Origin of the sequence: Streptomyces canus (assembly GCF_041435015.1) — a bacterium.
Lineage (GTDB): Bacteria > Actinomycetota > Actinomycetes > Streptomycetales > Streptomycetaceae > Streptomyces > Streptomyces canus_G.
Window position 1 is genome coordinate 1,651,703 of sequence record NZ_CP107989.1, and the last position, 24,810, is coordinate 1,676,512.

Sequence of the window (24,810 nt, forward strand, 5' to 3'; positions counted from 1 at the left end):
TTCAGGGCGCTTCAGTCACCTTGCCCGATGAGACCTCCAGGCGACGGTTCACCCTCACCGCGTCCAGCATTCTGCGGTCGTGTGTGACCAATAGCAGCGTGCCTTCGTAGACGTCGAGGGCGGACTCCAGCTGTTCGATCGCCGGTAGGTCGAGGTGGTTGGTGGGCTCGTCCAGGACCAGCAGGTTCACTCCTCGACCTTGCAGCAACGCCAGCGCCGCTCTGGTCCGCTCACCCGGCGACAGCGTCGCCGCCGAGCGCAGGACGTGGTCGGCCTTCAGGCCGAACTTGGCCAGGAGGGTGCGGACCTCCGCCGGTTCCGTGTCGGGGACCGCCGCGCAGAAGGCGTCCAGCAGGGCCTCCTCGCCGTGGAAGAGCTTGCGGGCCTGGTCGACCTCGCCGATCAGGACGCCGGAGCCCAGGGAGGACTGTCCGTCGGTCAGCGGCACCCGGCCGAGCAGGGCGCCGAGCAACGTGGACTTGCCGGCGCCGTTCGCGCCGGTGACCGCCACTCGGTCCGCCCAGTCGATCTGGAGGGACACCGGGCCGAGGACGAAGTCGCCGTGGCGGACCTCGGCGTCCCGCAGCGTCGCGACGACCGCGCCCGAGCGGGGGGCCGACGCGATCTCCATCCGCAGGTCCCATTCCTTGCGCGGCTCGTCGACGACGTCCAGGCGTTCGATCATCCGCTGGGTCTGGCGGGCCTTCGCGGCCTGCTTCTCGCTGGCCTCGCTGCGGAACTTACGGCCGATCTTGTCGTTGTCGTTGTTCGCCTTGCGGCGCGCGTTCTTCACGCCCTTGTCCATCCAGGAGCGCTGCATCTGCGCCCGGTCCTGGAGAGCGGCCCGCTTGTCGGCGTACTCCTCGTAGTCGTCGCGGGCGTGCCGACGGGCCACGTCCCGTTCCTCCAGGTAGGCCTCGTAGCCGCCGCCGTAGAGGGTGATCTGCTGCTGGGCCAGGTCGAGTTCGAGGACCTTGGTGACGGTGCGGGTGAGGAACTCGCGGTCGTGGCTGACCACCACCGTGCCGGCGCGCAGGCCCTTCACGAACCGCTCGAGGCGCTCCAGGCCGTCCAGGTCGAGGTCGTTGGTCGGCTCGTCGAGGAGGAAGACGTCGTAGCGGGAGAGCAGGAGGGAGGCGAGGCCTGCTCGCGCCGCCTGGCCGCCCGACAGGGACGTCATCGGCAGGTCCAGGTCGACCGCGAGGCCCAGGGAACCGGCGACCTCCTCGGCGCGTTCGTCGAGGTCGGCGCCGCCGAGGTCCAGCCAGCGCTCCAGGCCGGTGGCGTACGCGTCGTCCGCTCCCGGCTCCCCGTCGACCAGGGCCTGGGTCGCCTCGTCCATCACCCGCTGGGCCTCGGCGACTCCGGTACGGCGGGCGAGGAACTCCCGCACGGTCTCGCCCGGGCGCCGCTCGGGCTCCTGCGGGAGGTGCCCCACGGACGCCGTCGGCGGGGAGAGCCTGAGCTCCCCCTCCTCCGGCGCGAGCAGGCCCGCGAGCATCCTGAGCAGCGTGGACTTGCCCGCGCCGTTGGCCCCGACCAGGCCGATGACATCTCCGGGCGCGACGACGAGGTCGAGCCCGCTGAACAGGGAACGGTCGCCGTGGCCGGCGGCGAGGTTCTTGGCGACGAGGGTGGCAGTCATCAGACCGTCGATCCTAATGGCCGCGGCGGCCGCCCGACGCTTCGCTTCTCAGCGGGCCATCGCCTCCACCAGGACACTTCCCGAGGTCCGCGCCACCACGAACGATTCCCCCTTCACCGCCTTGGCGTCCAGCGCGATACGGTGCCGGCCCGCTTCCAGGACGCCGTCGAAGACCTCGTGGGCCTGGGTGCGGTACAGCCGGTCGAGGCGGTACGCCGTCAGGCGCACGCGGCACGGTGAGGTGACCTCGACGGCCGCCTCGCCGTCGGCGGCGACCAGCCGGGTCAGCCGGCGCCGTTCGACGGGGCTGCGGTCCAGGGCGTGCTCTATCTGGGCCACGAGCAGCGGGACGATCGGGGCGAGGCCGTCGACGTAGGTCACGTCGACGGCCGCACGTTCGAAGGAGGCGCGCACGGCGGTACGTTCCTCCTCGGTGACCGCGCGGCCGAAGGCGACCGCGCCGTAACCGCGCAGTTCGTCGGCGTGGACGGCGCCCACCTCACGGGTGATGTCGGCGCCGATGCCGATGGTGCGCAGGGCGGCGGCCAGTTTGGCGAGGACGGCGACGCGGGCGCCGATGAGCAGGACGCGGCGGCGGGCACCCTCCGGCTCGGCGCCGCCTCGGAGCAGGGAGTCGAGCGCCGCGCGGTACTCGGCGCCCTGGAAGCGGAACGGCCCGATGCCGTGGTAGCCGTTGAGCTGGAGGTCCACGGCTTCCTCGGTCTGCCAGGCGAAGTCCCGCCAGATGAAGTCGTCGCCGTCCCGCTCGATGACCGCGGTGACGGCTCCGCAGGCGAGGTCCTCGCACTCGGGGCAGCCGTAGATGACGTGACGACCGCTCGGAAGCGGGGCGTCCGTCTCGCCCAGGAAGCTGCGGACCTGGGCGGTGAAGATCGCGGGTGGGACGTCGGAGGCGAGTGGGGAGACGGCGTCGAGGTCGGAGAGCTGGAAGAGGAGCGGGCGGCCGTCGACGAGGAAGTCCACGAAGTCCCGGTGTATCTGGAAGTCACCGTTGGCGAGGACTCCACCGGCACGCATCGCCGGTGCCAGACCGAAGGTCGCGTAGGCGGCAGACATGGTGTGAGTATTCCCGGCTTTGGGCCGGTCTGAGCACGGCATGCGTCATTCCGCTCACGCCGGGCGGCGCGGCCCGGCGTGAACGGCGTACGCATGGGCGAAGGAGGACCGGTCGGAGCGAGGGCGACCTCCTCCCGCACATGTGCCGTACTCAGCTGTGGTCGTGGCCCAGCGGGTCGCCCTCCGTCTCCGTGCCGGGGCCCGGACCGATCTGGATCCCGAAGTCGCCGTCGTACTTCCTGTGGCCCTCGATCACGGCGAGCTCGACGGCCTCGGAGCCCATCTCACCGCGCACGATCAACGGGTCCCGGCGCAGGTCGCGCATGAGGGCGACACACATGCCGATCATCACGAGCACGAAGGGCGCGGCGGCGAGGATCGTGAGGTTCTGCAGGCCGGTGAGCGCGTCGCCCTGGCCGCTGCCGACGAGCAGCATGATGGCGGCGACCGCTCCGGTGACCACACCCCAGAACACCACCACGAATCGGCCGGGTTCGAGGGCGCCCCGCTGGGAGAGCGTGCCCATCACGATGGACGCGGCGTCCGCTCCCGAGACGAAGAAGATGCCGACCAGGATCATCACCAGCAGACTGGTGGCGGTGGCGATGGGGAACTCCTGGAGCACGCCGAAGAGTTGGCCCTCCGGAGTCGACTCGCCGCCGAGCGCGCCGCCCTCCTTCAGCTTCATGGCCGTACCGCCGAAGATCGCGAACCAGACCAGGCTGACCGTGCTGGGCACGAGGATGACACCGCCGACGAACTGCCGGATGGTGCGGCCGCGGCTGATACGGGCGATGAACATGCCGACGAAGGGCGTCCAGGAGATCCACCAGGCCCAGTAGAAGACGGTCCAGCTGCCGAGCCAGTCCGCGACGCCCTTGCCACCGCTGGCCTCGGTGCGTCCGGCGAGCTGGGGCAGGTCGCCGAGGTAGGAGAAGACCGAGGTGGGCAGCAGGTCGAGCACGATGATCGTGGGTCCGGCGATGAACACGAAGACCGCGAGGATCAGGGCGAGCACCATGTTGGTGTTGGACAGCCACTGGATGCCCCGCTCGATGCCGGAGACGGCCGAGAGCACGAAGGCCAGGGTCAGCACGGCGATGATCGTGACGAGCAGACCGGTGCTGACGTCGTCCATCCAGTCCAGTTCCTGGAAGCCGGAGCCGATCTGGAGGGCGCCGAGACCGAGAGAGGCCGCGGAGCCGAAGACGGTGGCGATGATCGCGAGGATGTCGATCACCCGGCCCACACCGCCGTTCGCGTGCCTCTCCCCGATGAGCGGGGTGAAGACGGCGCTGATGGTCTGGCGCCTGCGCTTGCGGAAGGTGCTGTAGGCGATGCCGAGTCCGACCACCGCGTAGATCGCCCAGGGGTGCAGGGTCCAGTGGAAGAGGGTGGTGGCCATCGCCGTCTCCATGCGTTCACCGGAGTTGGCGGGGTTCGTGCCCGGCGGCGGGGTCGTGTAGTGCGAGAGCGGCTCGCTGACGCCGTAGAACATCAGGCCGATGCCCATGCCGGCGCTGAACATCATCGCGACCCAGGACACGGTCTTGAACTCGGGTTCCTCGCCCTCGGCGCCCAGGTGGATACGGCCGTAGCGGCTCATCGCGAGCCACAGGGCGAACACCACGAAACACGAGGCGGCCAGCATGAAGGCCCAGCCGCCGTTGTGGATCAGCCCGTTGAGCATGGAGGTGGAGACGTCCTCCAGCGAGTCCGTCGCCGCCCAGCCCCAGATCACGAAGGCCAGGGTGATGGCGGCGGTGACTCCGAACACCACCCGGTCGGTCTGGTGGCCGAGAGTCCCCGCGGGGTCTTCCCGGCCACCTCTCTTCTTCAGCTCTTCCGTCATCTGCGGCACCTTCCCCTGGGGCGGCGGATACGCCGGTTTTCACACAGTTCCCCAGGACCTACCACAGGTGCCACAGATCAGACTCCTCGACGAACGCGCCCCCTACCACCTCACAGTCGGCGTCCTAGGGCGAGTTCGTCCTTCACCTCCAGGTACTGGGCGTCGGTGAGCCGACGCGGATCGTCATCCTCCCTCCGGGACGCGGTGGGCGGTGTGCGGGGCCCGGACTCCGTCAAGGGCCCCCGCCGCCTCGGGTACGGCGGTCTCGGCGCCCTTCGTGGCATGGGCGAAGGCGGCGGCGCCGCCGACCAGCGGGACGCGGGCCGACGTGCGGGACAGGTCGATCGTGAGGGTGGGCTTGGTGGACGGCGGGTCGATGAGGTCCTTGTCGGTGCCCGCGACGATCAGGGCGAGGCGGTGGCCCGCCGGGACGACGTGGTCCGTGGCGCCGAGGTCCAGGGTGATGGTGTACGCCGTGCCCGGGGTGAGCGGGACGCCCTTTCCGGGGTCGGCGTAATGGCCGAGGTCGGCCCAGCCGCGGCTGACGACCGTGTAGTCGACGGCGCTGGTCTTCGCCTGCGTCTCCTTGAAGCAGGCGCTGTCACCCGACGTGCCGACACCCCAGCAGGTGCGGTGGGTGAGGGTGGCGATGCCTTCGCCCGCGGCCGCGTAGTCGCGGATGGTGTCGGGGCCGAGGTCCACGAGTACGGCGGAGAGGTGGGCCGTGGTGGTGGTCGGGCTCGCTGTCACGGTGACCTTGGAGGAGCCGGACAGGCGGAGGTCCTTGGTGAGGGTTCCGGTGGTGAAGCCCGCCTTGTCGGGGGTGGACGTGTCGATCCGGGCGGCCCAGTCGGTCTCGCTCAGCGCGGGGTCGTCGGTGAAGGTCTCGGTGCCCTTGGCCTTGCTCAGACCGAGGGTGCCGACGCCGGGCCGGTACCCCTTCGCGGGGCGCAGGGTCGTGGTGGCCGTGCCGCGCGGGGGCCAGGTCTTCGAGGTGACCCACTGATCGGGGTGGCGCTCGATGTCGGCCATGGGTTCACGGTCGATGCCGTTGGCGTAGCCGAGGAGTTCGTGGTCGAACCAGCGGTGCAGGGTGTCGACCCATTGCGCGCGGCGGAAGTCGAAGGGGTCGACGTGGCCGGTCTGGGAGAGCCAGATCTTGCGCTCGACGCCGTTCTTCGCGAGGGCGTCCCACCACGGACCGAGGTGCTGGAGGCGGACGTTGAGGTCCTGCATGCCATGGATCGCGAAGACGCTGGCCTTGACCTTGCGGGCGTCCTTCACGTAGTCGCGCTCGGTCCAGAGCGGGGTCCGGTCTCCGGTGCGGGGCGCCTGGTCGACGAGCTTCTGCTGGACGGCGGCGCACTTGGCGCGGGCGTCGGGGCTGTCGACGTAGTCGGAGAGCCAGTCGGGGCCGGAGTCGTAGAGCGGGGCGCCCTGGGAGAAGAAGTAGTCGTACCAGGTGGAGATGGCGCTGATCGGGACGATGGTCTTCAGGCCCTTGACCCCGGTGGCGGCGACGCCGTTGGCGATGGTGCCGTCCCAGCTCTTGCCGATCATGCCGGTCTTGCCGTTGGTCCAGGTGGCCTTGGCCTTCGCTGTGCCCGTGCGGCTGGTGTAGGCGGTGGCTCGGCCGTTCAGCCAGTCGACCACCGCCTTGGCGGACTGGATGTCGGAGCGGCCACCGACGTCCACACAGCCGTCGGAGCGGTTGGTACCGGCGAGGTCGACCCCGACGAAGGCGTAGCCGCGGGGCACGAAGTAGTTGTCGTAGAACAGCGGCATCTGGACGACGTTGCCCTGGGCATCGTACGTCTTCAGCTGACTCTCGTTGCCGCGTCCGCAGCAGGAGTAGTAGGGGCTGGCGTCCATGATGACCGGGACCTTGCGGCCCTGCTGGGCGGGTTCGCGGGGCCGGACGATGTCGACGGCGACGCGGTCGGTCTTTCCGTCACCGTCGCCGTCGAGCCGGGTGTCCACCCAGACGGCCTCGCGGACGGCGTTGCCGTACGAGTAGACCGGTTGGCTCTCTCGCGGGGCCGTCCGCTCCTGTGCCTGTGCGGTCGCGGGCGCGAGGAAGGTCGCCAGCAGGGCGGCGGTGGCCGCGGCGGCTGTCGCGAGCGGTCTCCAGATCATGAAGCGCGTGCGTTTCGACATGCGCGGACGGTACAGCGGTCAACTCCCGTGCAAAAGAGGGCCCCTTGAGACCATGACGGCCGAATGGCGATCGTGTGACAGGAGTGCCCATGGACACATCCAGCTCACAGGTGGTGAATAGGCTGCGAACAGACTTCGTGCCCCTACGACTTGGAGCTTTCGTGCACCGCAGACTCATCGCACCGGGCGCACTCGCGACGGCCTCCCTGATGCTGGCGATCCCGGCGTCGGCAGCGGGCTTCTCCCCCGGCGCACCGGGTATCGGCGACCCCTACTACCCGGCCTACGGCAACGGCGGATACGACGTCTCCCACTACGACCTGCGGCTGAAGTACCAGCCGGCGACGGACGAGTTGGAGGGAACGGCGACTCTTCTCGCGCGCACCACGCAGGATCTGTCCCGCTTCGATCTGGACTTTCTGCTCGACGCGAGCGAGGTGCGGGTCAACGGCGCCAAGGCGTCGTTCACGACCTCCGGTGAGCACGAGTTGGAGATCACGCCGAAGTCGCCCCTGGCCAAGGGCACGTCCGTGACCGTGGTGGTCCGCTACAGCGGGGTGCCGTCGTCGAAGCAGGCGTACGGCTTCACCAGCTGGCACCGCACTCCTGACGGCGGGGTCGGGGCGAACGAGCCCGAGGCGGCCTGGTGGTGGTTCCCGAGCAACGACCACCCGCTCGACAAGGCCACCTACGACGTGTCGGTCCTGGTGCCGGACGGCAGCCAGGCCATCTCCAACGGAACGCTCCAGTCGACGAGTTCACGCCTCGGCTGGACGCGCTACACCTGGCGCTCCGACAAACCGCAGGCCACCTATCTCGCGACCCTGGCCGTCGGGAAGTTCGACGTCACGACCGGGACGACCGACGGCGGGATCCCGGTCGTCAACGCCTACAGCAAGGACCTCGGGGCCAACTACGGCGCGGCCCGTGCCAGTGTCGAGCGGACCGGGGAGATCGCCGACTGGCTGAGCGGATACTTCGGGCCGTATCCCTTCAACGCGCTCGGCGGATATGTGCCGAACACCACCACCGGGTACGCGCTGGAGACGCAGACCCGCCCGTTCTACAGCCCGCGGCAGTTCGCGAACGGGTCCAACACCTCCGTGGTCGTGCACGAGTTGGCCCACCAGTGGTACGGCGACCTCGTGTCCGTGCGCGGCTGGAAGGACATCTGGGTCAACGAGGGCTTCGCACGGTACGCGCAGTGGCTGTGGTCCGAGCACGAGGGCGAGGGGACGGCGCAGGAACTCGCCGACTACGTGTACGCCTCGCATCCGGCCGACGACGCGTTCTGGACGGTGAAGCCGGGTGATCCCGGGCCGGAGAACCAGTTCGACCTCGCCGTCTACGACCGGGGTGCGCTGGCCCTGCAGGCGCTGCGGAACGAGATCGGCGACGAGGCCTTCTTCGCCGTGCTGAAGGGCTGGCCGCAGAAGTACGCGTACGGCAACGCGTCCGTCGCCGACTTCCAGAGGTACGCCGAGGAGGTGTCCGGGCAGCCGCTGGCGGCGCTGTTCGACACGTGGCTGTTCCAGCCGTCGAAGCCGGGGGCGCCGGCGGCGCGGGGCGCGTCGATCGCGAAGGCCGGGGAGGCCGCGGACGCCTCCGTGCAGCCGAAGTCGTGGAAGAAGATCGCGGCGACGAACGACGTGCACGAGCAGGAGCACGGCGAGTAGGGCCTGGGGTTCTGGCGAAGGGTACGACTCCAGAACTCCGTGGGCGTCCGACCGGCGTTCTGCGACGCTTCCGCAGCCCGCGAGGGCCGGTCCGAACAGGATCAGGAGTTTCAGCGTGCCGATCCCACGCGGGCGAGGAGTGCGTCCCTGGTGATCGCGTCCGTCTCCGTCGACGGCACGGTGCAGGCGTGGGCGCCGGCCACCGCGCCGTACAGCGCGCACCGGTGCGGGGGTTCGCCGGTCAGGCGGCCGAGGAGGAAGGCGGCGGCGAAGGCGTCCCCGGCGCCGTTGGAGTCGATCACGGGGGCGGGGGGTGCGACCGGCGGGATGTGGGTCAGCTCGTCGTCGGTGAGGAGGTACGCACCCTCGGCGCCCGCGGTGGCGACGACCACTTCGGCACGGCCGCGCGCGGCGATGTCGCGCAGGGTGTGCTCGGGGTCGGTGAGGGCGGCCGCGGACAGGAAAACCACGTCGGCGGCGAGGGCGAACGGCTCGTGGTACGGGTTCTCGCCGTCCCAGTCGTGGAGGTCGGTGGAGAGGGTGGCCCCGGTGTCCCGGAGGAGGGGAAGGGCGTGGGCGCAGGGGTGGGTGATCGAGACGTGGACATGGCGGCTCGCCTCGGCGAGGGGCCTCAGGGTGTCCGGCGGGATGCGGTCGTCGGGGCGGGCGCGGCTGGTGTCGTACAGGGACAGGCGCCTGCCGTCGGGGCCGACGAGGTTGACCGCCCGCTTGGTCCCGGCGGGCTGGGGTACGGCGGTGAGGGCGATGCCGCGATCGCGGTGAAGGGCGCGGACGAGGTCGCCCTCGGGGTCGTCGCCGAGGAAGTCGAGGTGGTGGGTCTTCAGTCCGAGGGCACCGAGGCCCACGGCGACGAAGTCCCCGGTCTGTCCGGCGCGGGTGCGGATGCCGGAGTCGATCATGTAACTGTCGGCGTAGGGCAAGGGCAGCGCGGGGACGTACACGATGGTGTCCACCCCGGCCCCGCCGAGCACGAGCACGTCGATGTCCCGGCTCACGTCAATTCTCCCCGTGGTCGTAGACGGTGACGGCGACACCCCGCCTCACCAGCCGCTCGTTGATCAGCGGCTCCACGCGGGACCACTTCCCGCCGGCCAGTCCGCACCCTATCCGTGGCATGTGCACGGACGCTGTGAGTTCCAGGGCCTTCTCGGCCAGGCGGCCCAGAGCCGCGTCGATCGCCTCGTACCGGACCGGGACGCCCTTGCTGCCGGTCCGTATCCCCCGCTGTCCGACCATGTTGGCCACCCAGACGTACGGCTCGACCTGCACGAACTGTGCGGCGCCCAACCCGAAGTCGTTCGACGCGCGCCCCCGGTGCCAGGCGCGGTACGCGGTCTCCGGCTCGGGCCACCTGCGCGACACCGCGACGACGAAGCCCTTGCCCCAGCCCCCGAGGTCGTTGCAGACGTGCGCGATCAGCTTGATGCCCTTCGCCGACGGAGCGGTGGCGTCGCCTCGGATGTACGTGATCTCCCCCATGACGCCACCGTAGAGGGCGCCACTGACAAAGGGGGTTCGTCAGTCCGTGAGGTCGGTCAGTTCGCGGTCTGCCGTGCGTTCGACCCTGCGGCGGATGCCGAACCAGCCGCCCACCAGGAGTACCGCGATCACCGGGATCAGCAGGAGCGTCCTGCGGCCGACCTCCGGGTCGTTCCACATCATGCCCAGGCAGGCGAGGAGGAAGACGATCGTGGTGATCTCCGTGGCCGGGCTGAAGGGCAGACGGAAGGAGGGGCGGGTGACCAGGCCCGCCCGTGCCCGGCGGACGAAGACCAGGTGGCAGATCATGATGATCACCCAGGTACTGATGACGCCGAGGGAGGCGACGTTCAGCACGATCTCGAAGGCCTGGCTCGGCATGAGGTAGTTCAGGCCGACGCCGAGGACGCAGACCGCGCAGGTGAGCAGGATGCCGCCGTAGGGGACCTGGCTGCGGTTCATGCGGGCCGTGAACTTCGGGGCCGAGCCCGCCGTCGCCATGGAGCGCAGGATGCGGCCGGTGGAGTACAGGCCCGAGTTCAGCGAGGACATCGCCGCGGTCAGGACCACCAGGTTCATCACGTCACCGGCCGCCGGGATCCCGATCTTCGACAGGACCGTGACGAAGGGGCTCTCGTCGGCCGAGTAGACCGAACCCGGCAGGAGCAGGGCCAGGAGGACGACCGAGCCGACGTAGAACAGGCCCACTCGCCACATGATCGAGTTCACCGCGCGCGGGACGACCTTCTCCGGTTCCGCCGTCTCCCCCGCCGCGACCCCGACCAGCTCCAGCGCGGCGTAGGCGAAGATCACGCCCTGCATGACGAGGACGACCGGCATCACGCCGTGCGGGAGGACACCGCCGTTGTCGGTGATCACACTCGGACCGGGTGTGCCACCGCCCACCTCGTGCTGAGTGGCCAGCAGGAAGATGCCGATCAGCATGAAGCCGACGAGCGTGGCGACCTTGATGATCGCGAACCAGAACTCCATCTCGCCGAAGATCTTCACCGAGATCAGGTTCACGGCGAGGACCACGGCCAGCGCGATCAGGGCCAGCGTCCACTGGGGGATGTCGGTGAACAGGCTCCAGTAGTGGGTGTAGAGCGCGATCGCGGTGATGTCGGCGATGCCGGTCGTCGACCAGTTCAGGAAGTACATCCAGCCGGCGACGTAGGCCCCTTTCTCGCCGAGGAACTCCCGCGCGTACGACACGAAGGAGCCCGAGGAGGGCCGGTAGAGGACCAGCTCGCCCAGGGCACGGACGACGAAGAAGGCGAAGACGCCGCAGACCAGGTAGGCCAGCGCCAGCGCCGGGCCCGCGGTGTGGAGGCGTCCTCCGGCGCCCAGGAAGAGGCCGGTGCCGATCGCGCCGCCGATGGCGATCATGTTGACGTGGCGGGCCTTGAGGTCCTTGCTGTAGCCGGCGTCGCCCGCGTCGGCGGGCACCCGGGCCACGTCGGTGCGGGCGGCGGCCTGTGCCGATTGCACGGCGTCCTTGCTCACAGGTGGTTCCACTCTCTGGTGCGCCCCGGCAGGTCTCGCTCGGGTTTCCGGACGTGCGTCGGCCCGTGCCCCCTTCGGTGATGGGCACAGGCCGAGGGCTCGCCTTCCCGGGAAGCCGCCCCGCACACGGTGGCGGACGTCACAGAGGCAGACGTCTCGAAGGTGGTCGGAACAGGTGTCACAGCACCAGGTGTCACAGCAATGGTGAGACAGCGATACTGCTCCACATGACGACCGACACCTCAACCGACGCCGAGGAGCCGACCTTCACCGTCGACGAGCTGGCCGCGCAGGCGGGGGTCACGGTCCGCACGGTGCGCTTCTACGGCACGCGAGGGCTGCTGCCGCCGCCGGTGATCGGTCCGCGCCGGGTCGGTCACTACGGCCGCGAGCACCTCGCCCGCCTCGCGCTGATCGAGGAGCTCCAGCACCGGGGCATGACCCTCGCGGCAATCGAACGCTACGTGCAGCAGCTGCCGGCCGACCTGAGCCCCCATGACCTCGCGATCCACCGGGCGGTGGTGGCCTCCTGGGCCCCGGACACCGTGGAGCTGGTGGCGCGCGAGGAGCTCCGGCGGCGGGCGGGACGGGCGCTGAGCGACGACGACCTGGAACGGCTCGCCGCGATGGACGTCGTACGACCGGACGGCGACGGCTACCGCGTCGACCTGGGCCTGCTCCGGCTCGGTGTCGGACTGCTCGACGTCCCGCTGTCGCTGGAGGCGATCCTGGCCTCGCGCAAGGTGCTCATCGAGCACTCCCGGGCCGCCGCGCACGAGTTGTCCCAGCTGTTCCGGGGCGAGGTGGCCCAACGTGACGCGCAGGACGTGAAATCACTGTCCGCGCACATGGAACCCCTGGTCGTGCAGGCCCTGTTGACGACCTTTCAGCGGTCGCTCAAGGAGGAGCTGCGGGAGTGGACGTCGGAGGTCGGCGGAGGCTCCTGACCGGTTACGGGTTCGGTTCCGGTGCGGGCGCGCAGAGGCAGTTCGGTGGTAGGGCGGTGACCCATGGGCGCTCCTCGTGGCGGGAGTTGAGGTGCGACCGGCTCGCAAGCCGGCGTCGGGGAGCCCTGGGTTGTGGGCCCGAAGAGACGCGATTGGACGGGCTGAGTCGGCCGGCCCCGAACGCCGGGCGAGCCGCACTCGCCCGCCCGGCGTTCATCGCATGCGCGTCACTGGTCCCCGAAGCGCTCTCCGTTCTCCGCCTTCTCCACCAGCAACGCCGGCGGCGTGAACCGCTCTCCGTACCGCTCCGCCAGTTCACGTGCGCGGGCCACGAAGCCCGGGAGGCCGCCCTGGTAGCCGTTGATGTACTGCAGGACTCCGCCCGTCCAGCCGGGGAATCCGATGCCGAAGATGGAGCCGATGTTGGCGTCGGCGACCGAGGTCAGCACTCCCTCCTCCAGGAGTTTGACCGTGTCCAGGGCCTCGGAGAAGAGCATGCGTTCCTGCATGTCTTTGAAAGGCACCGTCTCGAGGGGGATCTCCGAACCCGCGCGCGTGAAGTGTTCCCGCAGGCCCGGCCACAGGGAGGTGCGCCCGCCGTCGTCGCCGTAGTCGTAGAAGCCGCCTCCCCCGCTGCGGCCCGTGCGGCCGAACTCGTCGACCATGCGGTCGATGACCGCCTCCGCGGGGTGGGGTGTCCAGGTTCCGCCCGCCTCCTCCACCGCCTGCTTCGTCTCCTTGCGGATCTTGCGCGGGAGCGTGAGGGTCAGCTCGTCCATCAGCGACAGGACCTTCGCCGGGTAGCCCGCCTGTGCTGCCGCCTGCTCGATCGACGCGGGCTCGATGCCCTCGCCGACCATGGCCACACCCTCGTTGAGGAAGTGCCCGATGACGCGGGAGGTGAAGAAGCCGCGGGAGTCGTTCACGACGATCGGCGTCTTCTTGATCTGCCGGACCAGGTCGAAGGCACGAGCCAGCGCCTCCTCGCCCGTCCTCTCCCCCTTGATGATCTCGACCAGCGGCATCTTGTCGACCGGGGAGAAGAAGTGCAGGCCGACGAAGTCCGTCTGGCGCTCCACGCCCTCGGCCAGCGCGGTGATCGGCAGGGTCGAGGTGTTGGAGCAGAGCAGCGCGTCCGGCTCGACGATGTGCTGGATCTCCTGGAAGACCTTGTGCTTCAGCGCCGAGTCCTCGAAGACGGCCTCGATGACCGCATCGCAGCCGGCCAGGTCCTGTGGGTCTGCCGTGGGAGTGATGCGGGCCAGGAGCGCGTCCGCCTTCTCCTGGGTCGTCCGGCCGCGGGAGACCGCCTTCGCGCAGAGCTTCTCCGAGTAGGCCTTGCCCTTGGCCGCGGCCTGCGGGTCCACGTCCTTCAGGACCACGTCGATGCCCGCGCGGGCGCACGAGTACGCGATGCCCGCGCCCATCATCCCGGCGCCGAGTACGGCCACCTTGCGGACCTGACGGGGGGCCACGCCCTTGGGGCGGTTCGCGCCGGAGTTCACCGCCTGGAGGTCGAAGAAGAACGCCTGGATCATGTTCTTGGACGTCTGACCGGCGGCCAGCTCGACGAAGTAGCGCGCCTCGATGACCTGGGCCGTCTCGAAGTCGACCTGGGCGCCTTCCACCGCCGCCGCGAGGATGTTGCGCGGGGCCGGGTAGGGCGCGCCGTTCGTCTGCTTGCGGAGCGTCGCCGGGAAGGCGGGGAGGTTCGCCGCGAACTTCGGGTGGGCGGGTGTGCCGCCGGGGATGCGGTAGCCCGGCTTGTCCCAGGGCTGCTGGGACTCGGGGTTGGCGTCGATGAAGGCCCGGGCCTTGGCCAGGAGTTCGTCCTGTGTGGTGGCCACGTCGTCGACCAGGCCGTTCTGCAGGGCGCGCTGCGGGGCGTACTGGGTGCCCTGGAGCAGGACCTTCAGGAGGGCGTCGGCGATGCCCAGGAGGCGGACCGTACGGACGACTCCGCCGCCTCCGGGGAGCAGGCCGAGGGTGACCTCGGGGCAGCCGATCTTGGAGCCGGGTGCGTCGAGGGCGATGCGGTGGTGGCAGGCGAGGGCGATCTCGTAACCGCCGCCCAGGGCCGCGCCGTTGATCGCGGCGACGACCGGCTTGCCCAGGGTCTCGATGCGGCGCAGGTTGCGCTTGATCGCGAGGCCGCCGTCGAAGAGTTCCTGTGCGGTTTCGGGCGTGACCCGGATGAGGTCGCGCAGGTCGCCGCCCGCGAAGAAGGTCTTCTTGGCGGAGGTGATGATGACACCGCGGACGGTGTCCTTCTCGGCCTCCAGGCGGTCGGTGATCACCGCGAGGGAGTCGCGGAACGCCTTGTTCATGGTGTTCGCGGACTGGTCGGGGTCGTCGAGGACGAGGGTGACGACGCCGGTGCGGTCCTGTTCCCAGCGGATGGTCGTGGACTGAGTGCTCATGTGGAAGTGCTCCATGTGATCCGTCGTATCCGTGGGAGGGGGTCAGATGCGCTCGACGATGGTGGCGATGCCCATGCCGCCGCCCACACAGAGCGTCGCGAGGCCGTACCGCTTGTCCTGGCGCTCCAGTTCGTCGATCAGGCTGCCCAGGATCATGGCGCCGGTGGCACCGAGCGGGTGGCCGAGCGCGATCGCGCCGCCGTTGACGTTGACCTTGTCCAGTGACAGGCCCATGTCCCGCACGAAGCGCAGGACGACCGCCGCGAAGGCCTCGTTGATCTCGACGAGGTCGATGTCGTCGATGGTCAGTCCGGCCTTGGCGAGTGCCTTGCGGGTGGCGGGCGCGGGGCCGGTGAGCATGATGGTGGGTTCGGAACCGGAGACCGCCGCGGACACGATCCGCGCGCGCGGGGTGAGGCCGTAGCGCTCGCCGACCTCCCGGGAGCCGATCGCGACCAGCGAGGCACCGTCCACGATGCCGGAGGAGTTGCCCGCGTGGTGGACGTGGTCGATCTTCTCGACCCAGTGGTACTTCTGCAAGGCCACGGCGTCGAAGCCGCCGAGGTCGCCGATGTCCGCGAAGGACGGCTTGAGCTTGCCGAGGGAGTCGGCGGTCGTACCCGGTCGCAGGTGCTCGTCGTGGTCGAGGACCGTCAGGCCGGCGCGGTCCTTGACCGGGACGACGGACCGGTCGAAGCGACCCTCTTTCCAGGCCGTGGCCGCGCGCTCCTGAGAGAGGGCCGCGTACTCGTCGACGTCACGGCGGGAGAATCCCTCGATCGTGGCGATCAGGTCGGCGCCGATGCCCTGCGGCACGAAGTTGACGGCCAGGTTGGTCATCGGGTCGTTGAACCAGGCGCCGCCGTCGGAGGCCATCGGCACCCGGGACATCGACTCGACACCGCCCGCGAGGACCAGGTCCTCCCAGCCCGAACGCACCTTGGCGGCCGCCATGTTGACGGCCTCCAGGCCCGAGGCACAGAAGCGGTTCTCCTGTACGCCCGCGACCGTGTCCGGCAGCCCGGCGGCGACGGCGGCGATCCGGGCGATGTCGGAGCCCTGGTCCCCGACCGGGCCGACGACGCCGAGCACGATGTCGTCGACCGCGGCCGGGTCCAGGTCCGGGAAGCGGGCGCGGATCTCATGGATGAGTCCGACGACCAGGTCGATGGGCTTGGTGCCGTGCAGGGCGCCGTTCGCCTTGCCCCGGCCGCGCGGGGTGCGGATCGCGTCGTACACGTACGCTTCGGTGCTCACGGGAAGCCTTTCGGGAGAGTCAGCTCAGGAGGGAACGGCCGATGATCTCTTTCATGATCTCGGTCGTGCCGCCGTAGATGGTCTGGATACGGCCGTCGGTGAAGGCCTTGGCGACGGGGTACTCGCTCATGTAGCCGTACCCGCCGTGCAGTTGGAGACAGCGATCGGCGACCCGCTTCTGGAGCTCGGTCGCCCACCACTTGGCCATGGAGGCGTGGACGGCGTCCAGTCCCCCCTCGGAGTGGTCCTCGACGCAACGGTCGACGAACGTCCGCGTGACCGCGCACTCCGTGGCCATCTCGGCTATCTCGAACCGGATGTGCTGCTTGGTGGCGAGCGGCCGACCGAAGGCCTCGCGCTCCTTGACGTACTCGGTGGTGATCTCCAGGAGGTGTTCGGCGGCGGCGATCGCGGAGACGGCGATGCTCAGGCGCTCCTGCGCGAGGTTGGCCATCAGGTGCCCGAAGGCGCCGTTGTGTTCGCCGAGGAGGTTCTCCTTCGGCACGCGCACGTCGTGAAAGAACAACTCGGCCGTGTCCTGGGCCTTCTGGCCGATCTTGTCGAGGTTGCGGCCGCGCTCGAAACCCTCCGTGCCGCGCTCGACGACCAGCAACGACAGTCCGCGTGCCCCGCCCTCGGGTGTCGTCCTGGCGACCACGATCACCAGGTCGGCGATGATCCCGTTGGAGATGAACGTCTTGGAGCCGTTCAGCAGCCAGTGCTCGCCGCGGTCCTCCGCGTGCGTGCGGATGCCCTGGAGGTCGGAGCCCGCGCCGGGCTCGGTCATGGCGATGGCGGTGACGAGCGAACCGTCACAGAAGCCGGGCAGCCAGCGGCGCTTCTGTTCCTCGGTGGCGAGGCCGGTGAGATACGGGCCGATGACGTCGTTGTGCAGGCCCAGGGCGAGGCCGGGAGCACCCGCGCGCGTGAACTCCTCGGCCAGGACGGTGGCGTAGCGGAAGTCGGTCGTGCCGCCGCCCCCGAACTCCTCGGGCACGGCGAGCCCGAGCAGGCCCTGCTTGCCGGCCGCCCGCCAGGCCTCGCGCGCGACGATGCCGTCCTTCTCCCACTGCTCGTAGTGCGGCAGCACCTCCCTGGCCAGGAAGGCGCGCACGGTCTCGCGGAACGCGTCGTGCTCGGGCGCGAAGAGCTGCCGCTTCATTCGGGGCCTTTCATGCGGGGCCTTCATTCGGGCCTTTCAGGAGATCCGGTACGTCCCAGTCGCGTGCCACGTCCGCGGTGTCGGCGCCGGCCGTGGCGGGCCCCGTGCGGACGGACGTCGGGGTCGCCGAGAAGCGGGGCGCGGGCGCGGGCTGGGTGATGCCGCCGTGGTCGGTGAAGGTGCCGCGGGCGGCGAGGTGTGGGTGGTGCGGGGCCTCGCGCAGGGACAGGACGGGCGCCACGCACGCGTCGGTGCCCTCGAAGACGGTCGTCCACTCGTCTCTCGTACGGGACTTGAAGCGGGCGGTGACCGCCTCGCGCAGTTCGCCCCAGCGGGTCCAGTCCTTGCGGGCGTCCTCGAAGTCCGGCAGGCCGAGCAGGTCCAGGAACAGGTCGTAGAACTGCGGCTCCAGCGCGCCCACCGCCATGTACGTGCCGTCCGCGGTCTCGTAGGTGCCGTAGTACGGGCAGCCGCCGTCCAGGAGGTTGGCGCCGCGCCGGTCCTGCCAGCCGCCGGCGGCGGTCATGGCGTGGATCATCGCGGCGAGGTGGGAGGCGCCGTCGACGATGGCGGCGTCGACGACCTGGCCGGTGCCGGTCGCGCGCGCGTGGTGCAGGGCGGCGAGGACGCCGACGACGAGGTACAGGGAGCCGCCCGCGTAGTCGCCGAGGAGGTTGGCGGGGACGGCGGGGGGCCGGCCCGGTTCGCCGATCATGCCGAGGGTGCCGGTGAGCGCGATGTACGCGATGTCGTGCCCGGCGCGCTGGGCGAGCGGCCCTTGCTGGCCCCAGCCGGTCATCCGGCCGTAGACGAGGGCGGGGTTGCGCGCGTGGCAGTCCTCGGGGCCGACCCCGAGGCGCTCGGCGACTCCCGGGCGGTTGCCCTCGATCAGGATGTCGGCGCGGGCGGCGAGGTCGAGCACGCGCGCGGCGCCGTCGGGAGCCTTGAGGTCGACGACCACCGAGCGTTTGTTGCGGTTGGTGATGTCGTAGGCGGGGTTGATCGACAGGCTGACGCCGCCCGGCCGGGACACGTGGACGACGTCGGCCCCCAGGTCGGCGAGGAGCATGGCGGCGAACGGGCCGGGCCCGATACCGGCCAGCTCGACCACGCGTACGCCGGCGAGCGGCCCGGGCGTCGTTGCCGTTGTCATCCAGCCCCCATTGGCGTGACACAACTGATGTAACACCAGTGATGCTATGAACGCGTTCCAGTGGACACAAGACCTGAGCGAGCAAGCGCTTAGCCAATTATGGGCCCGGTCACCGGGCGTCGAGCTCCGCTATCAGCCGTTTCGGCGCGATCGCGCGATAGCTCTCCTCGACCCAGTCGCACAGCAGGTCCGCCGCCGGGGAGCCCTTCTCCGCGAGCGGGACGCGCACCCACCCGGCCTTGCCCAGGCCGTACCCTGCGGGCTCGGCGCCCGGGGAGGTCAGCGCGTGGGCGTGGGCCTCGGCGTCCTTGAGCTTCACCGTGGCGCCCATAGGGTGGCTGCCGTCACTCACGCCCAGGAAGACGAAGACCTTCTTGTTGACCTTGGCGACGGTCTCGCCCCAGGGGAACTCCTCCGCGGCACCCGGCAGCCCCAGCGCGAACTCGCGCACTTTCTCCCACTTCTTCAGGGCATTCCTGGGCACGGCCACCGTCCCACCTCCGGCCTCCTCGTCGGGCTCCACACTCCTCACGCTAGCCTCGGCCACCGACAACGGCGCGTGCGGCGGGACCAGGAGTGTCATGAGCAGGCTGAAAAGGGCGGACCGCCCCTACGACATCGTGCTCTTCGGAGCGACCAGCTTCGCGGGAGTGCTCACCGCGGAGTACCTCGCCGCACACGGCCCGGACGATCTGCGCTGGGCGATCGCCGGCCGCAGCGAGGGCAAGCTCCGGGCACTGCGAGAGAAGCTTCCCGAGGGCACGGATGTCGGGGTGCTCACGGCCGACGTCTCGGACCCGGAGTCGCTGCGTGCCCTCGCCGGGCACGCGCGCGTGGTAGCCACCACGGTCGGCCCCTATCTGACGTACGGCGAGGAGCTCGTCGCCGCCTGCGCGGACGCCGGCACGGACTACCTCGACCTCTCGGGCGAGCCGGAGTTCGTGGACCTGATGTACGTCCGGCACGACGCACGCGCGCGTGAGACGGGCTCACGGCTGGTGCACGCGTGCGGGTTCGACTCGGTCCCGCACGACCTGGGGGCGTACTTCACGGTCCGGCAACTGCCGGAGGGCGTGCCGCTGACCGTCGACGGGTTCGTGACCGCCGACGCCACCTTCTCCGGCGGAACATTCGCCTCGGCGCTGAACCAGTTCGCGCGGGGCCGGCAGATGATCGCCGCCGCCCGGGACCGCGGACGGCACGAGCCGCGCCTGGTGGGCCGACGGGCCACCGCGCCGACCGGAACCCCGCGGTACGCCCAGGAGATCGGCGCCTGGGCCCTGCCCCTGCCGACCATCGACGCGCAGATCGTGCGCCGCTCCGCGAAGGCACTCGAGCGCTACGGCCCCGACTTCCGCTACCGCCACTACGCGGCGGTACGGCGACTGCCCATGGCGGTGGGCGGGGTCGCCGCCGTGAGCGCGTTGTTCGCGGCGGCGCAGGTGCCGCCCGCCCGGCGCTGGTTGTCCGGCCGGGTCAAGCCGGGTGACGGGCCGAGCGCCGATAAACGGGCCAAGAGCTGGTTCACCGTGCGCTTCGTCGGCGAGGGCGGCGGGCGCCGGGTGTTCACCGAGGTCGCGGGCGGCGATCCCGGATACGACGAGACGGCGAAGATGTTCGCCGAGTCGGCGCTGTCCCTGGCCTTCGACGACCTGCCGGAGACCGCGGGTCAGGTCACGACGGCGGTGGCGATGGGGGACGCGCTGATCGAACGGCTGCAACGGGCCGGAATCACCTTCCGGGTGGCGTCGAACCGGTGATCCCGGGTCAGAAGGACCAGCCCGCCACCGTGTAGATCATCCCCGCGATCCAGCCGAGTCCCGCGAGCACACCGAGGACCAGTGCGGCGGTCACCGCGCGCTCGACGGGCCGGTTCGGGTCGGCGAGGGGCTTGGGAGAACGGTGGGTCATGCGGTGCGTCGTCATGCGGGACAGCCTGCCGATCGCACCGGGGCGCGCACATCCGTACAGATACTCAGACGACGTACTCAGTCCCCCTGGCTCCGTCCCCTCCTGGAGCGCGGTCAGGCGGTCGCCGCCCGCAGCGCCTTCCGGCACAGCGCGTCCGCCCTGCGGGTCGTCTCCGGGAGCCGGTACGCCGGCGTGAGGGCGAGTGTGTGGGCGCAGGCGTTGTCGAGGCTCACGCGGTGGCCGACCGAGACGAAGACCGGCTTCACGGCCTCGCGGGTCCGCAGGGCCCGGCCCACCTCCTCCGTGTCCGCCATCAGCGGCGCCCAGGTGCCACGCCGGGCGCCGGGATCGTCGTAGGTGAAGGCGAACGGGTTCTTGGCGACACCGATCGTCGGCAGACCGGTGAGCACGCCCAAGTGGCTCGCGAGGCCGAAGCGGCGGGGATGGGCGAGGCCGTAGCCGTCGCAGACGACCAGGCCGGGCGGCGACGGCAGGGCGCCGAGGGCGGCGAGGACCGTGGGGATCTCGCGGAAGGCGAGCAGGCCGGGGACGTACGGGAAGGAGATCCGCCCGATCGCCGTGGCCTCGGCGACGACGTCCAGGGTCACCGCGTCCAGCACCACGGCCGCCGCCGCGACGACATCCCGTTCGTCGTCGTAGGCCACGTCGACCCCGGTGACATGGCCGGTGCCGGGCGGTGGGCCGGACTCGTCGAGGACCGTCCTCGCCCTCAACTCGTCCTGGACCGCGCGGGCCTGCTCCTCGGTCGCGGGCCAGCCCGCGGGAATGTCTACGGTCGTCATGGTGGGGACGAGGGTACGGCGAGGCGGCGTACCCTCGCGATCATGTTCGTACTGGAGCTGACCTACACCGCCCCGCTCGATGCCGTGGACGCCGTGCTGCCGGCACATGTCGCCTGGTTGGACGAGCAGTACGAGCGAGGTGTCTTCCTGGCGTCCGGGCGCAAGAACCCCCGCGACGGCGGGGTGATCATCGCCGTCGCGGAGGACCGCGCGCGGATCCAGGAGACCGTCGCGGGTGACCCGTTCGTCAAGGCCGGGGTGTGTGCCTACCGCGTCACCGAGTTCGCCGCGACGAAGACGGCCCCCGCGCTGGAGGAGTACCGCGAGACCCTGGACTGAGGGTCAGCTCTTGCCGCCCAGAGCACGCTGGAGCTCGCTCTTGTTCATGTCCGAACGGCCCTTGACGCCCTTGCGTTTGGCTTCCTCGTAGAGCTGGTCGTAGGTCGGGCCCTGGGAGCCCTTGCCTGACCGCTCGCCGCCCCGCTTGCCCGAGGACATGTCCTGGGTCGAGGTACGGCTGGCGGTCTTGGACTCGCCGGACCGGGCGCGTTCCTTGTTGACCGTCCGCGCCGCGATCTCCTTGGCCCGTCCGGTGCTCTCGCCCCGGTCCTGGGCGCTCTCCTTGATGTGCTCGTACTGACGCTCGCGCTTGGAGCTCGAACCGGCCGGCATGAGGGATCACTCCTTTCGCCGTCGGCGACCGGGTACCCACATTCCGCCACTCAGCCCTCCAGACGTGCCACCCGCCCCTTCTCCCCGGCCGCCCAGCAGCCGCCGTCGACCGTGCAGTCCACGGTGTCGTACGAGCCGGTGTCGACGATCCGCCAGGTCCGGCCGCCGTCCCTGGTGAGGTCGGTGCCGGCGGGGCCGACCGCGAGGGCGGAGGTGCGGCTGTGCGGGAGCCAGGCCACTCCGGAGCGGTAGCCGTTCACCGGGACTGCGGCGGGCCGCCAGGAGTCGCCCCCGTCGCCGGTTCGGGCGGCGGCCTGCGGAGAGCTCTGGTCGGGGCGGTAGTCGCCGCCGACCGCGAGTCCGTGCGCGCGGTCGCGGAAGGCGAGCGCGAAGACACCCTTGGCCGGGTCGCCCGCCGGGATCGGCGTGTCGGAGGCCGTCCAGGTCAGCCCCCGGTCGGCGGAGTGCAGTACACGCGCGCGTGCCGCCCCGCCGGTGGCCAGCCAGACGTCCCGTGGCCCGGAACTGACCAGGCACTGCCCGCTCGCCGCGAAGCCGGCCTCGCCGTCGAGCGCGGCCGGCATCCCGGTGTTCGGCAGCACCTTCCAGGAGCGGCCGCCGTCGGCGGTCGACAGGATGCGGAACTTCCCGTCCACCGGGTCGCTCATGGCGAGGCCGTGGCGGTGGTCGAAGAAGGTGAGGCAGTCGTAGAAGGCCTTGGCGTCGGTGTTGCGGAAGGACTCGGTCCAGGTCGCGCCGCCGTCGTCGGTGCGGTACACACGGGACGCCTCGCCCTCTCCGATGGCCAGGACCACGGCCCGGCGCGCGTCGAAGGACTCGATGTCGCGGAACTGGAGTTCGGCGGTGCCGGGCGGCGAGACGTTTCGCCAGCTCGCGCCGCCGTCCGTGGTGCGCAGCACGGTGCCCTGGGTACCGGCCAGCCAGGCGGTGTCCCGGCTGACGGCCGACAACCCACGGAACCGCACCTCAGGGGTACCGCTGTCCTTGAGCTCCCAGTGCGGAGTGCGGCCGTCGGGATCGTGCGCCTCGGCCGGTACGGCGGCCAGGGCGGCCAGCGCCGCCGCACAGGCCACCCCCACGGCGATGGTCCGGCTCGTCAGGCCCGTACATCTCTTGCCTCGCGTGTTTCCCAAGCGCCTCATGGCGGGCGAAGCTAGCCCACGCTCCCGGCGCCGTCCAGATGCCCTCGGTCGTCCGCCCGGGGGTGCGGGGGTCGCCCCAAGTGCCCCTAGGGGCACGGGAAGACGACTGAATCACACTGGTGCATGAAGACGGTGACAGAGGTCACTCGACTTTCGTGTACACGGATTGGCTCATTCCGTCGTCTCTTCCAGTGCCCGTCCTCACCCCTAAGCCCCACCAGCCGTCATAAGGGAGCAAGGCGTTGTCCACCGTCATCGAGCAGCCCGTCGAGGCCCGTCTCGTCGCCGCGGCACCGCGGATGCCGAGCATTCCCGCCACACTGCACTACGACCGCTGTGATCCGTTCGCGGTCCGTATGACCTTCCCCGCCCCGGCCACCCTGGAGGGGGTCGAGGTCTGCTGGACCTTCAGCCGCGATCTGCTCAGCACCGGCCTGCACGAGCCCGAGGGCCACGGCGACGTCCGGGTGCGGCCGTACGGCTACGACCGCACCGTTCTCGAGTTCCACGCCCCCGAGGGCACCGCCGTCGTGCATGTGCGCACGGGTGAGCTGCGCCGGTTCCTGGAGGCGACGAACGATCTGGTGCCGACCGGCCTGGAGCACCTCCAGCTCGACCTCGACCACGACCTGGCGGAGCTGATGCGGGACGCCTACTGAGGCGGGCCACCGAAGAGGACGTTGAGCTCGCCGTGGTCGAGCCCGTCGGCCGGCTCGGCGACGGGCGGGTGCCGGATCCGGCCATGACGTTCATCTGTCCGTCCACGCCGTCGACCAGGAGTTCGACGGTCCCCGGGTCGACGGCCCCGGGGACGAAGCTCCCGTCGGCAGCCACGGCGAGGTAGGCGGCGGCCCGCTCCCCTACCGGTCCGGTGCGGTGCGGTGCGGTGCGGTGCGGTGCAGGAACGATCCGGGCGTTCACGAACACCGGCACGCCCTCGGCGTCGGCGGCCTCGCTGGCCGCGGCGACACGCTCGGCCGGCTCATCGATCGCCCGCTCTCGATGTCCGCGCTGACCAGCACGCCGACCTCGGCGGCGATCCGTCTCACGGCCCCCAGAGCCTGCTCCCGGTCCAAGCGGTCACGTTCCGCAGCGCCCAGGGTTCAGCAGAGCCCGGCTCTCGTGCCGGCCACGGCGGCGCCGCGCCGGTGTTCAGGCTCCGGCCGAGGCCGCCGCCACCGCCCCGCGCAGCTCATGGACGACCTTCCGCAGTGCCGGGGCCGCCTGTCCGCTGCGCTCGATCAGCTCCTCGACCCGGGTGTCGCGCGACTCCTTGCGGGACAGCAGGGTCCGCAGCCCGGCGGCGGCCGCGAGCGCGACCACGGCCGCGTCCCGGTCGGAGATGTCCACGGCCGGGACCGGCCCCCGCAGGATCCCTAGTGCCTCCTCCTGGAGCGCCTCCACCGCGGCCGGGCGCGCCAGGTCGTACTCGACCGTGGGGAACAGCCCGAGGGCCCGCCTCTTCCGCGCCCGCAGAGATCCCCCGGCGGCAAGCTGTTCCCGTACGGCGTCCAGGGTGATCCGGGCGTGGAGCGTCACCCAGGACTGCCACCGGTGCGGCCGGGATTCGCGGACCAGTTCGAGAAGTCCGTCCAGGACGGCGTCGCCGGTGGACGCGTCCATGTCGACCGGCGTGGCGATGCCGTCGTCGTCGACGAGCAGCCCGCGCTGGGCCAGCTCGGTGAGCGCACCGGCCCGGACCAGCTGGGGAATCTGTGCGACACCGGTGATCTCGGACTTCGAGGTGTCCCAGGCCAGCAGGTAGAGGTGAGCCGGCAGGGAGAGCGGGCCGACGGGCACGGGGCCTCCTAAGGAGCATTAACTCGTTGACAGCCCTGCGGCCGCCTCGTACGTTGTACAACGGTTCTGTTGTCGTCGATCGGAGAAGGACGTTGCTCGTCTGAGGTCC

Annotated in this window: 22 protein-coding genes and 1 pseudogene; 5 read left to right on the forward strand and 18 right to left on the reverse strand. The window is 70.6% G+C overall.

All coding sequences use genetic code 11. The features are described from left to right. Window position 1: 1 nt before the first annotated feature. From OG841_RS07720 to OG841_RS07735, 4 genes are all read right to left on the reverse strand, one after another. Window positions 2-1,645 (reverse strand): ABC-F family ATP-binding cassette domain-containing protein, encoded by a 1,644-nt coding sequence (locus OG841_RS07720; protein ID WP_328642128.1) that lies wholly within the window; start codon window positions 1,643-1,645, stop codon window positions 2-4. A gap of 48 nt (window positions 1,646-1,693) precedes the next feature. Beyond that, on the reverse strand, window positions 1,694-2,722 hold the full coding sequence (locus OG841_RS07725; RefSeq protein ID WP_328642127.1) for an oxidoreductase: 1,029 nt from the start codon (window positions 2,720-2,722) through the stop codon (window positions 1,694-1,696). Window positions 2,723-2,873: 151 nt separating this feature from the next. Continuing rightward, window positions 2,874-4,574 carry a BCCT family transporter gene (locus tag OG841_RS07730; protein ID WP_371564160.1) on the reverse strand — a complete coding sequence of 567 codons (1,701 nt, stop codon included), beginning with the start codon at window positions 4,572-4,574 and terminating at the stop codon, window positions 2,874-2,876. A 183-nt stretch (window positions 4,575-4,757) separates the two neighbouring features. Continuing rightward, complete coding sequence (locus OG841_RS07735; RefSeq protein ID WP_371564163.1) at window positions 4,758-6,731, reverse strand: Xaa-Pro dipeptidyl-peptidase; 1,974 nt, start codon at window positions 6,729-6,731, stop codon at window positions 4,758-4,760. 161 nt (window positions 6,732-6,892) lie between these two features. On the opposite strand from OG841_RS07735, the gene OG841_RS07740 reads away from it, so the two are divergent. After that, complete coding sequence (locus tag OG841_RS07740) at window positions 6,893-8,407, forward strand: M1 family metallopeptidase (RefSeq protein ID WP_371564165.1); 1,515 nt, start codon at window positions 6,893-6,895, stop codon at window positions 8,405-8,407. Window positions 8,408-8,517: 110 nt separating this feature from the next. Here the strand turns inward: OG841_RS07740 and OG841_RS07745 are convergent, their stop codons facing one another. The 3 genes from OG841_RS07745 to OG841_RS07755 are packed head-to-tail and all read right to left on the reverse strand — an operon-like array spanning window position 8,518 to window position 11,413. Then, window positions 8,518-9,423, reverse strand: coding sequence for a PfkB family carbohydrate kinase (locus OG841_RS07745; RefSeq protein ID WP_371564167.1), 906 nt, complete (start codon window positions 9,421-9,423; stop codon window positions 8,518-8,520). 1 nt (window position 9,424) lies between these two features. Further along, the gene (locus OG841_RS07750) at window positions 9,425-9,907 is read right to left on the reverse strand and encodes a macro domain-containing protein (RefSeq protein WP_328642122.1); all 483 of its coding nucleotides are present in this window, start codon (window positions 9,905-9,907) and stop codon (window positions 9,425-9,427) included. A 39-nt stretch (window positions 9,908-9,946) separates the two neighbouring features. After that, complete coding sequence (locus OG841_RS07755) at window positions 9,947-11,413, reverse strand: amino acid permease (RefSeq protein ID WP_371564170.1); 1,467 nt, start codon at window positions 11,411-11,413, stop codon at window positions 9,947-9,949. A 227-nt stretch (window positions 11,414-11,640) separates the two neighbouring features. On the opposite strand from OG841_RS07755, the gene OG841_RS07760 reads away from it, so the two are divergent. Beyond that, window positions 11,641-12,360: a MerR family transcriptional regulator gene (locus OG841_RS07760; protein WP_371564172.1), complete on the forward strand. Its 720-nt coding sequence runs from the start codon at window positions 11,641-11,643 to the stop codon at window positions 12,358-12,360. 227 nt (window positions 12,361-12,587) lie between these two features. Here the strand turns inward: OG841_RS07760 and OG841_RS07765 are convergent, their stop codons facing one another. From OG841_RS07765 to OG841_RS07785, 5 genes are all read right to left on the reverse strand, one after another. Continuing rightward, window positions 12,588-14,780, reverse strand: coding sequence for a 3-hydroxyacyl-CoA dehydrogenase NAD-binding domain-containing protein (locus tag OG841_RS07765; RefSeq protein ID WP_365119088.1), 2,193 nt, complete (start codon window positions 14,778-14,780; stop codon window positions 12,588-12,590). Between the two features lie 42 nt (window positions 14,781-14,822). Then, a complete protein-coding gene (locus OG841_RS07770; protein ID WP_328642118.1) occupies window positions 14,823-16,037 on the reverse strand; it encodes an acetyl-CoA C-acetyltransferase in 1,215 nt (404 codons plus the stop codon). Window positions 16,038-16,056: 19 nt separating this feature from the next. Continuing rightward, on the reverse strand, window positions 16,057-17,199 hold the full coding sequence (locus OG841_RS07775) for an acyl-CoA dehydrogenase family protein (protein WP_328642117.1): 1,143 nt from the start codon (window positions 17,197-17,199) through the stop codon (window positions 16,057-16,059). A 10-nt stretch (window positions 17,200-17,209) separates the two neighbouring features. Further along, window positions 17,210-18,352, reverse strand: a complete 1,143-nt coding sequence (locus tag OG841_RS07780; protein ID WP_328642116.1) for a CaiB/BaiF CoA transferase family protein — start codon at window positions 18,350-18,352, stop codon at window positions 17,210-17,212. Between the two features lie 109 nt (window positions 18,353-18,461). Beyond that, complete coding sequence (locus tag OG841_RS07785; protein ID WP_365119153.1) at window positions 18,462-18,842, reverse strand: MmcQ/YjbR family DNA-binding protein; 381 nt, start codon at window positions 18,840-18,842, stop codon at window positions 18,462-18,464. A 91-nt stretch (window positions 18,843-18,933) separates the two neighbouring features. Between OG841_RS07785 and OG841_RS07790 the strand changes: the two genes are divergently transcribed. Then, window positions 18,934-20,112, forward strand: a complete 1,179-nt coding sequence (locus OG841_RS07790) for a saccharopine dehydrogenase family protein (RefSeq protein ID WP_365119085.1) — start codon at window positions 18,934-18,936, stop codon at window positions 20,110-20,112. Between the two features lie 7 nt (window positions 20,113-20,119). On the opposite strand, the gene mmpA is transcribed toward OG841_RS07790, so the two are convergent. Continuing rightward, window positions 20,120-20,278 (reverse strand): morphogenic membrane protein MmpA, encoded by a 159-nt coding sequence (gene mmpA, locus OG841_RS07795; RefSeq protein WP_086723806.1) that lies wholly within the window; start codon window positions 20,276-20,278, stop codon window positions 20,120-20,122. 98 nt (window positions 20,279-20,376) lie between these two features. Further along, entirely contained in the window at window positions 20,377-21,066 is a 690-nt protein-coding gene (locus OG841_RS07800; protein WP_371564176.1) for an endonuclease V, read from the reverse strand. Window positions 21,067-21,108: 42 nt separating this feature from the next. Between OG841_RS07800 and OG841_RS07805 the strand changes: the two genes are divergently transcribed. Further along, window positions 21,109-21,405 carry a YciI family protein gene (locus OG841_RS07805; RefSeq protein WP_328642113.1) on the forward strand — a complete coding sequence of 99 codons (297 nt, stop codon included), beginning with the start codon at window positions 21,109-21,111 and terminating at the stop codon, window positions 21,403-21,405. Between the two features lie 3 nt (window positions 21,406-21,408). Here OG841_RS07805 and OG841_RS07810 read toward each other — a convergent pair whose 3' ends face one another. Together OG841_RS07810 and OG841_RS07815 are read right to left on the reverse strand one after the other, a co-directional pair. Next, complete coding sequence (locus OG841_RS07810; RefSeq protein WP_328642112.1) at window positions 21,409-21,738, reverse strand: plasmid stabilization protein; 330 nt, start codon at window positions 21,736-21,738, stop codon at window positions 21,409-21,411. A gap of 50 nt (window positions 21,739-21,788) precedes the next feature. Further along, window positions 21,789-22,901, reverse strand: coding sequence for a WD40/YVTN/BNR-like repeat-containing protein (locus OG841_RS07815; protein ID WP_371564179.1), 1,113 nt, complete (start codon window positions 22,899-22,901; stop codon window positions 21,789-21,791). A 242-nt stretch (window positions 22,902-23,143) separates the two neighbouring features. On the opposite strand from OG841_RS07815, the gene OG841_RS07820 reads away from it, so the two are divergent. Beyond that, window positions 23,144-23,560, forward strand: a complete 417-nt coding sequence (locus OG841_RS07820) for an SsgA family sporulation/cell division regulator (RefSeq protein WP_328642111.1) — start codon at window positions 23,144-23,146, stop codon at window positions 23,558-23,560. A 127-nt stretch (window positions 23,561-23,687) separates the two neighbouring features. Here OG841_RS07820 and OG841_RS07825 read toward each other — a convergent pair. Beyond that, window positions 23,688-23,891: pseudogene (locus tag OG841_RS07825) on the reverse strand (isocitrate lyase/phosphoenolpyruvate mutase family protein); the annotation flags it as partial. Window positions 23,892-24,053: 162 nt separating this feature from the next. Next, window positions 24,054-24,701 (reverse strand): GOLPH3/VPS74 family protein, encoded by a 648-nt coding sequence (locus tag OG841_RS07830; RefSeq protein WP_328642110.1) that lies wholly within the window; start codon window positions 24,699-24,701, stop codon window positions 24,054-24,056. Window positions 24,702-24,810 lie beyond the last annotated feature (109 nt).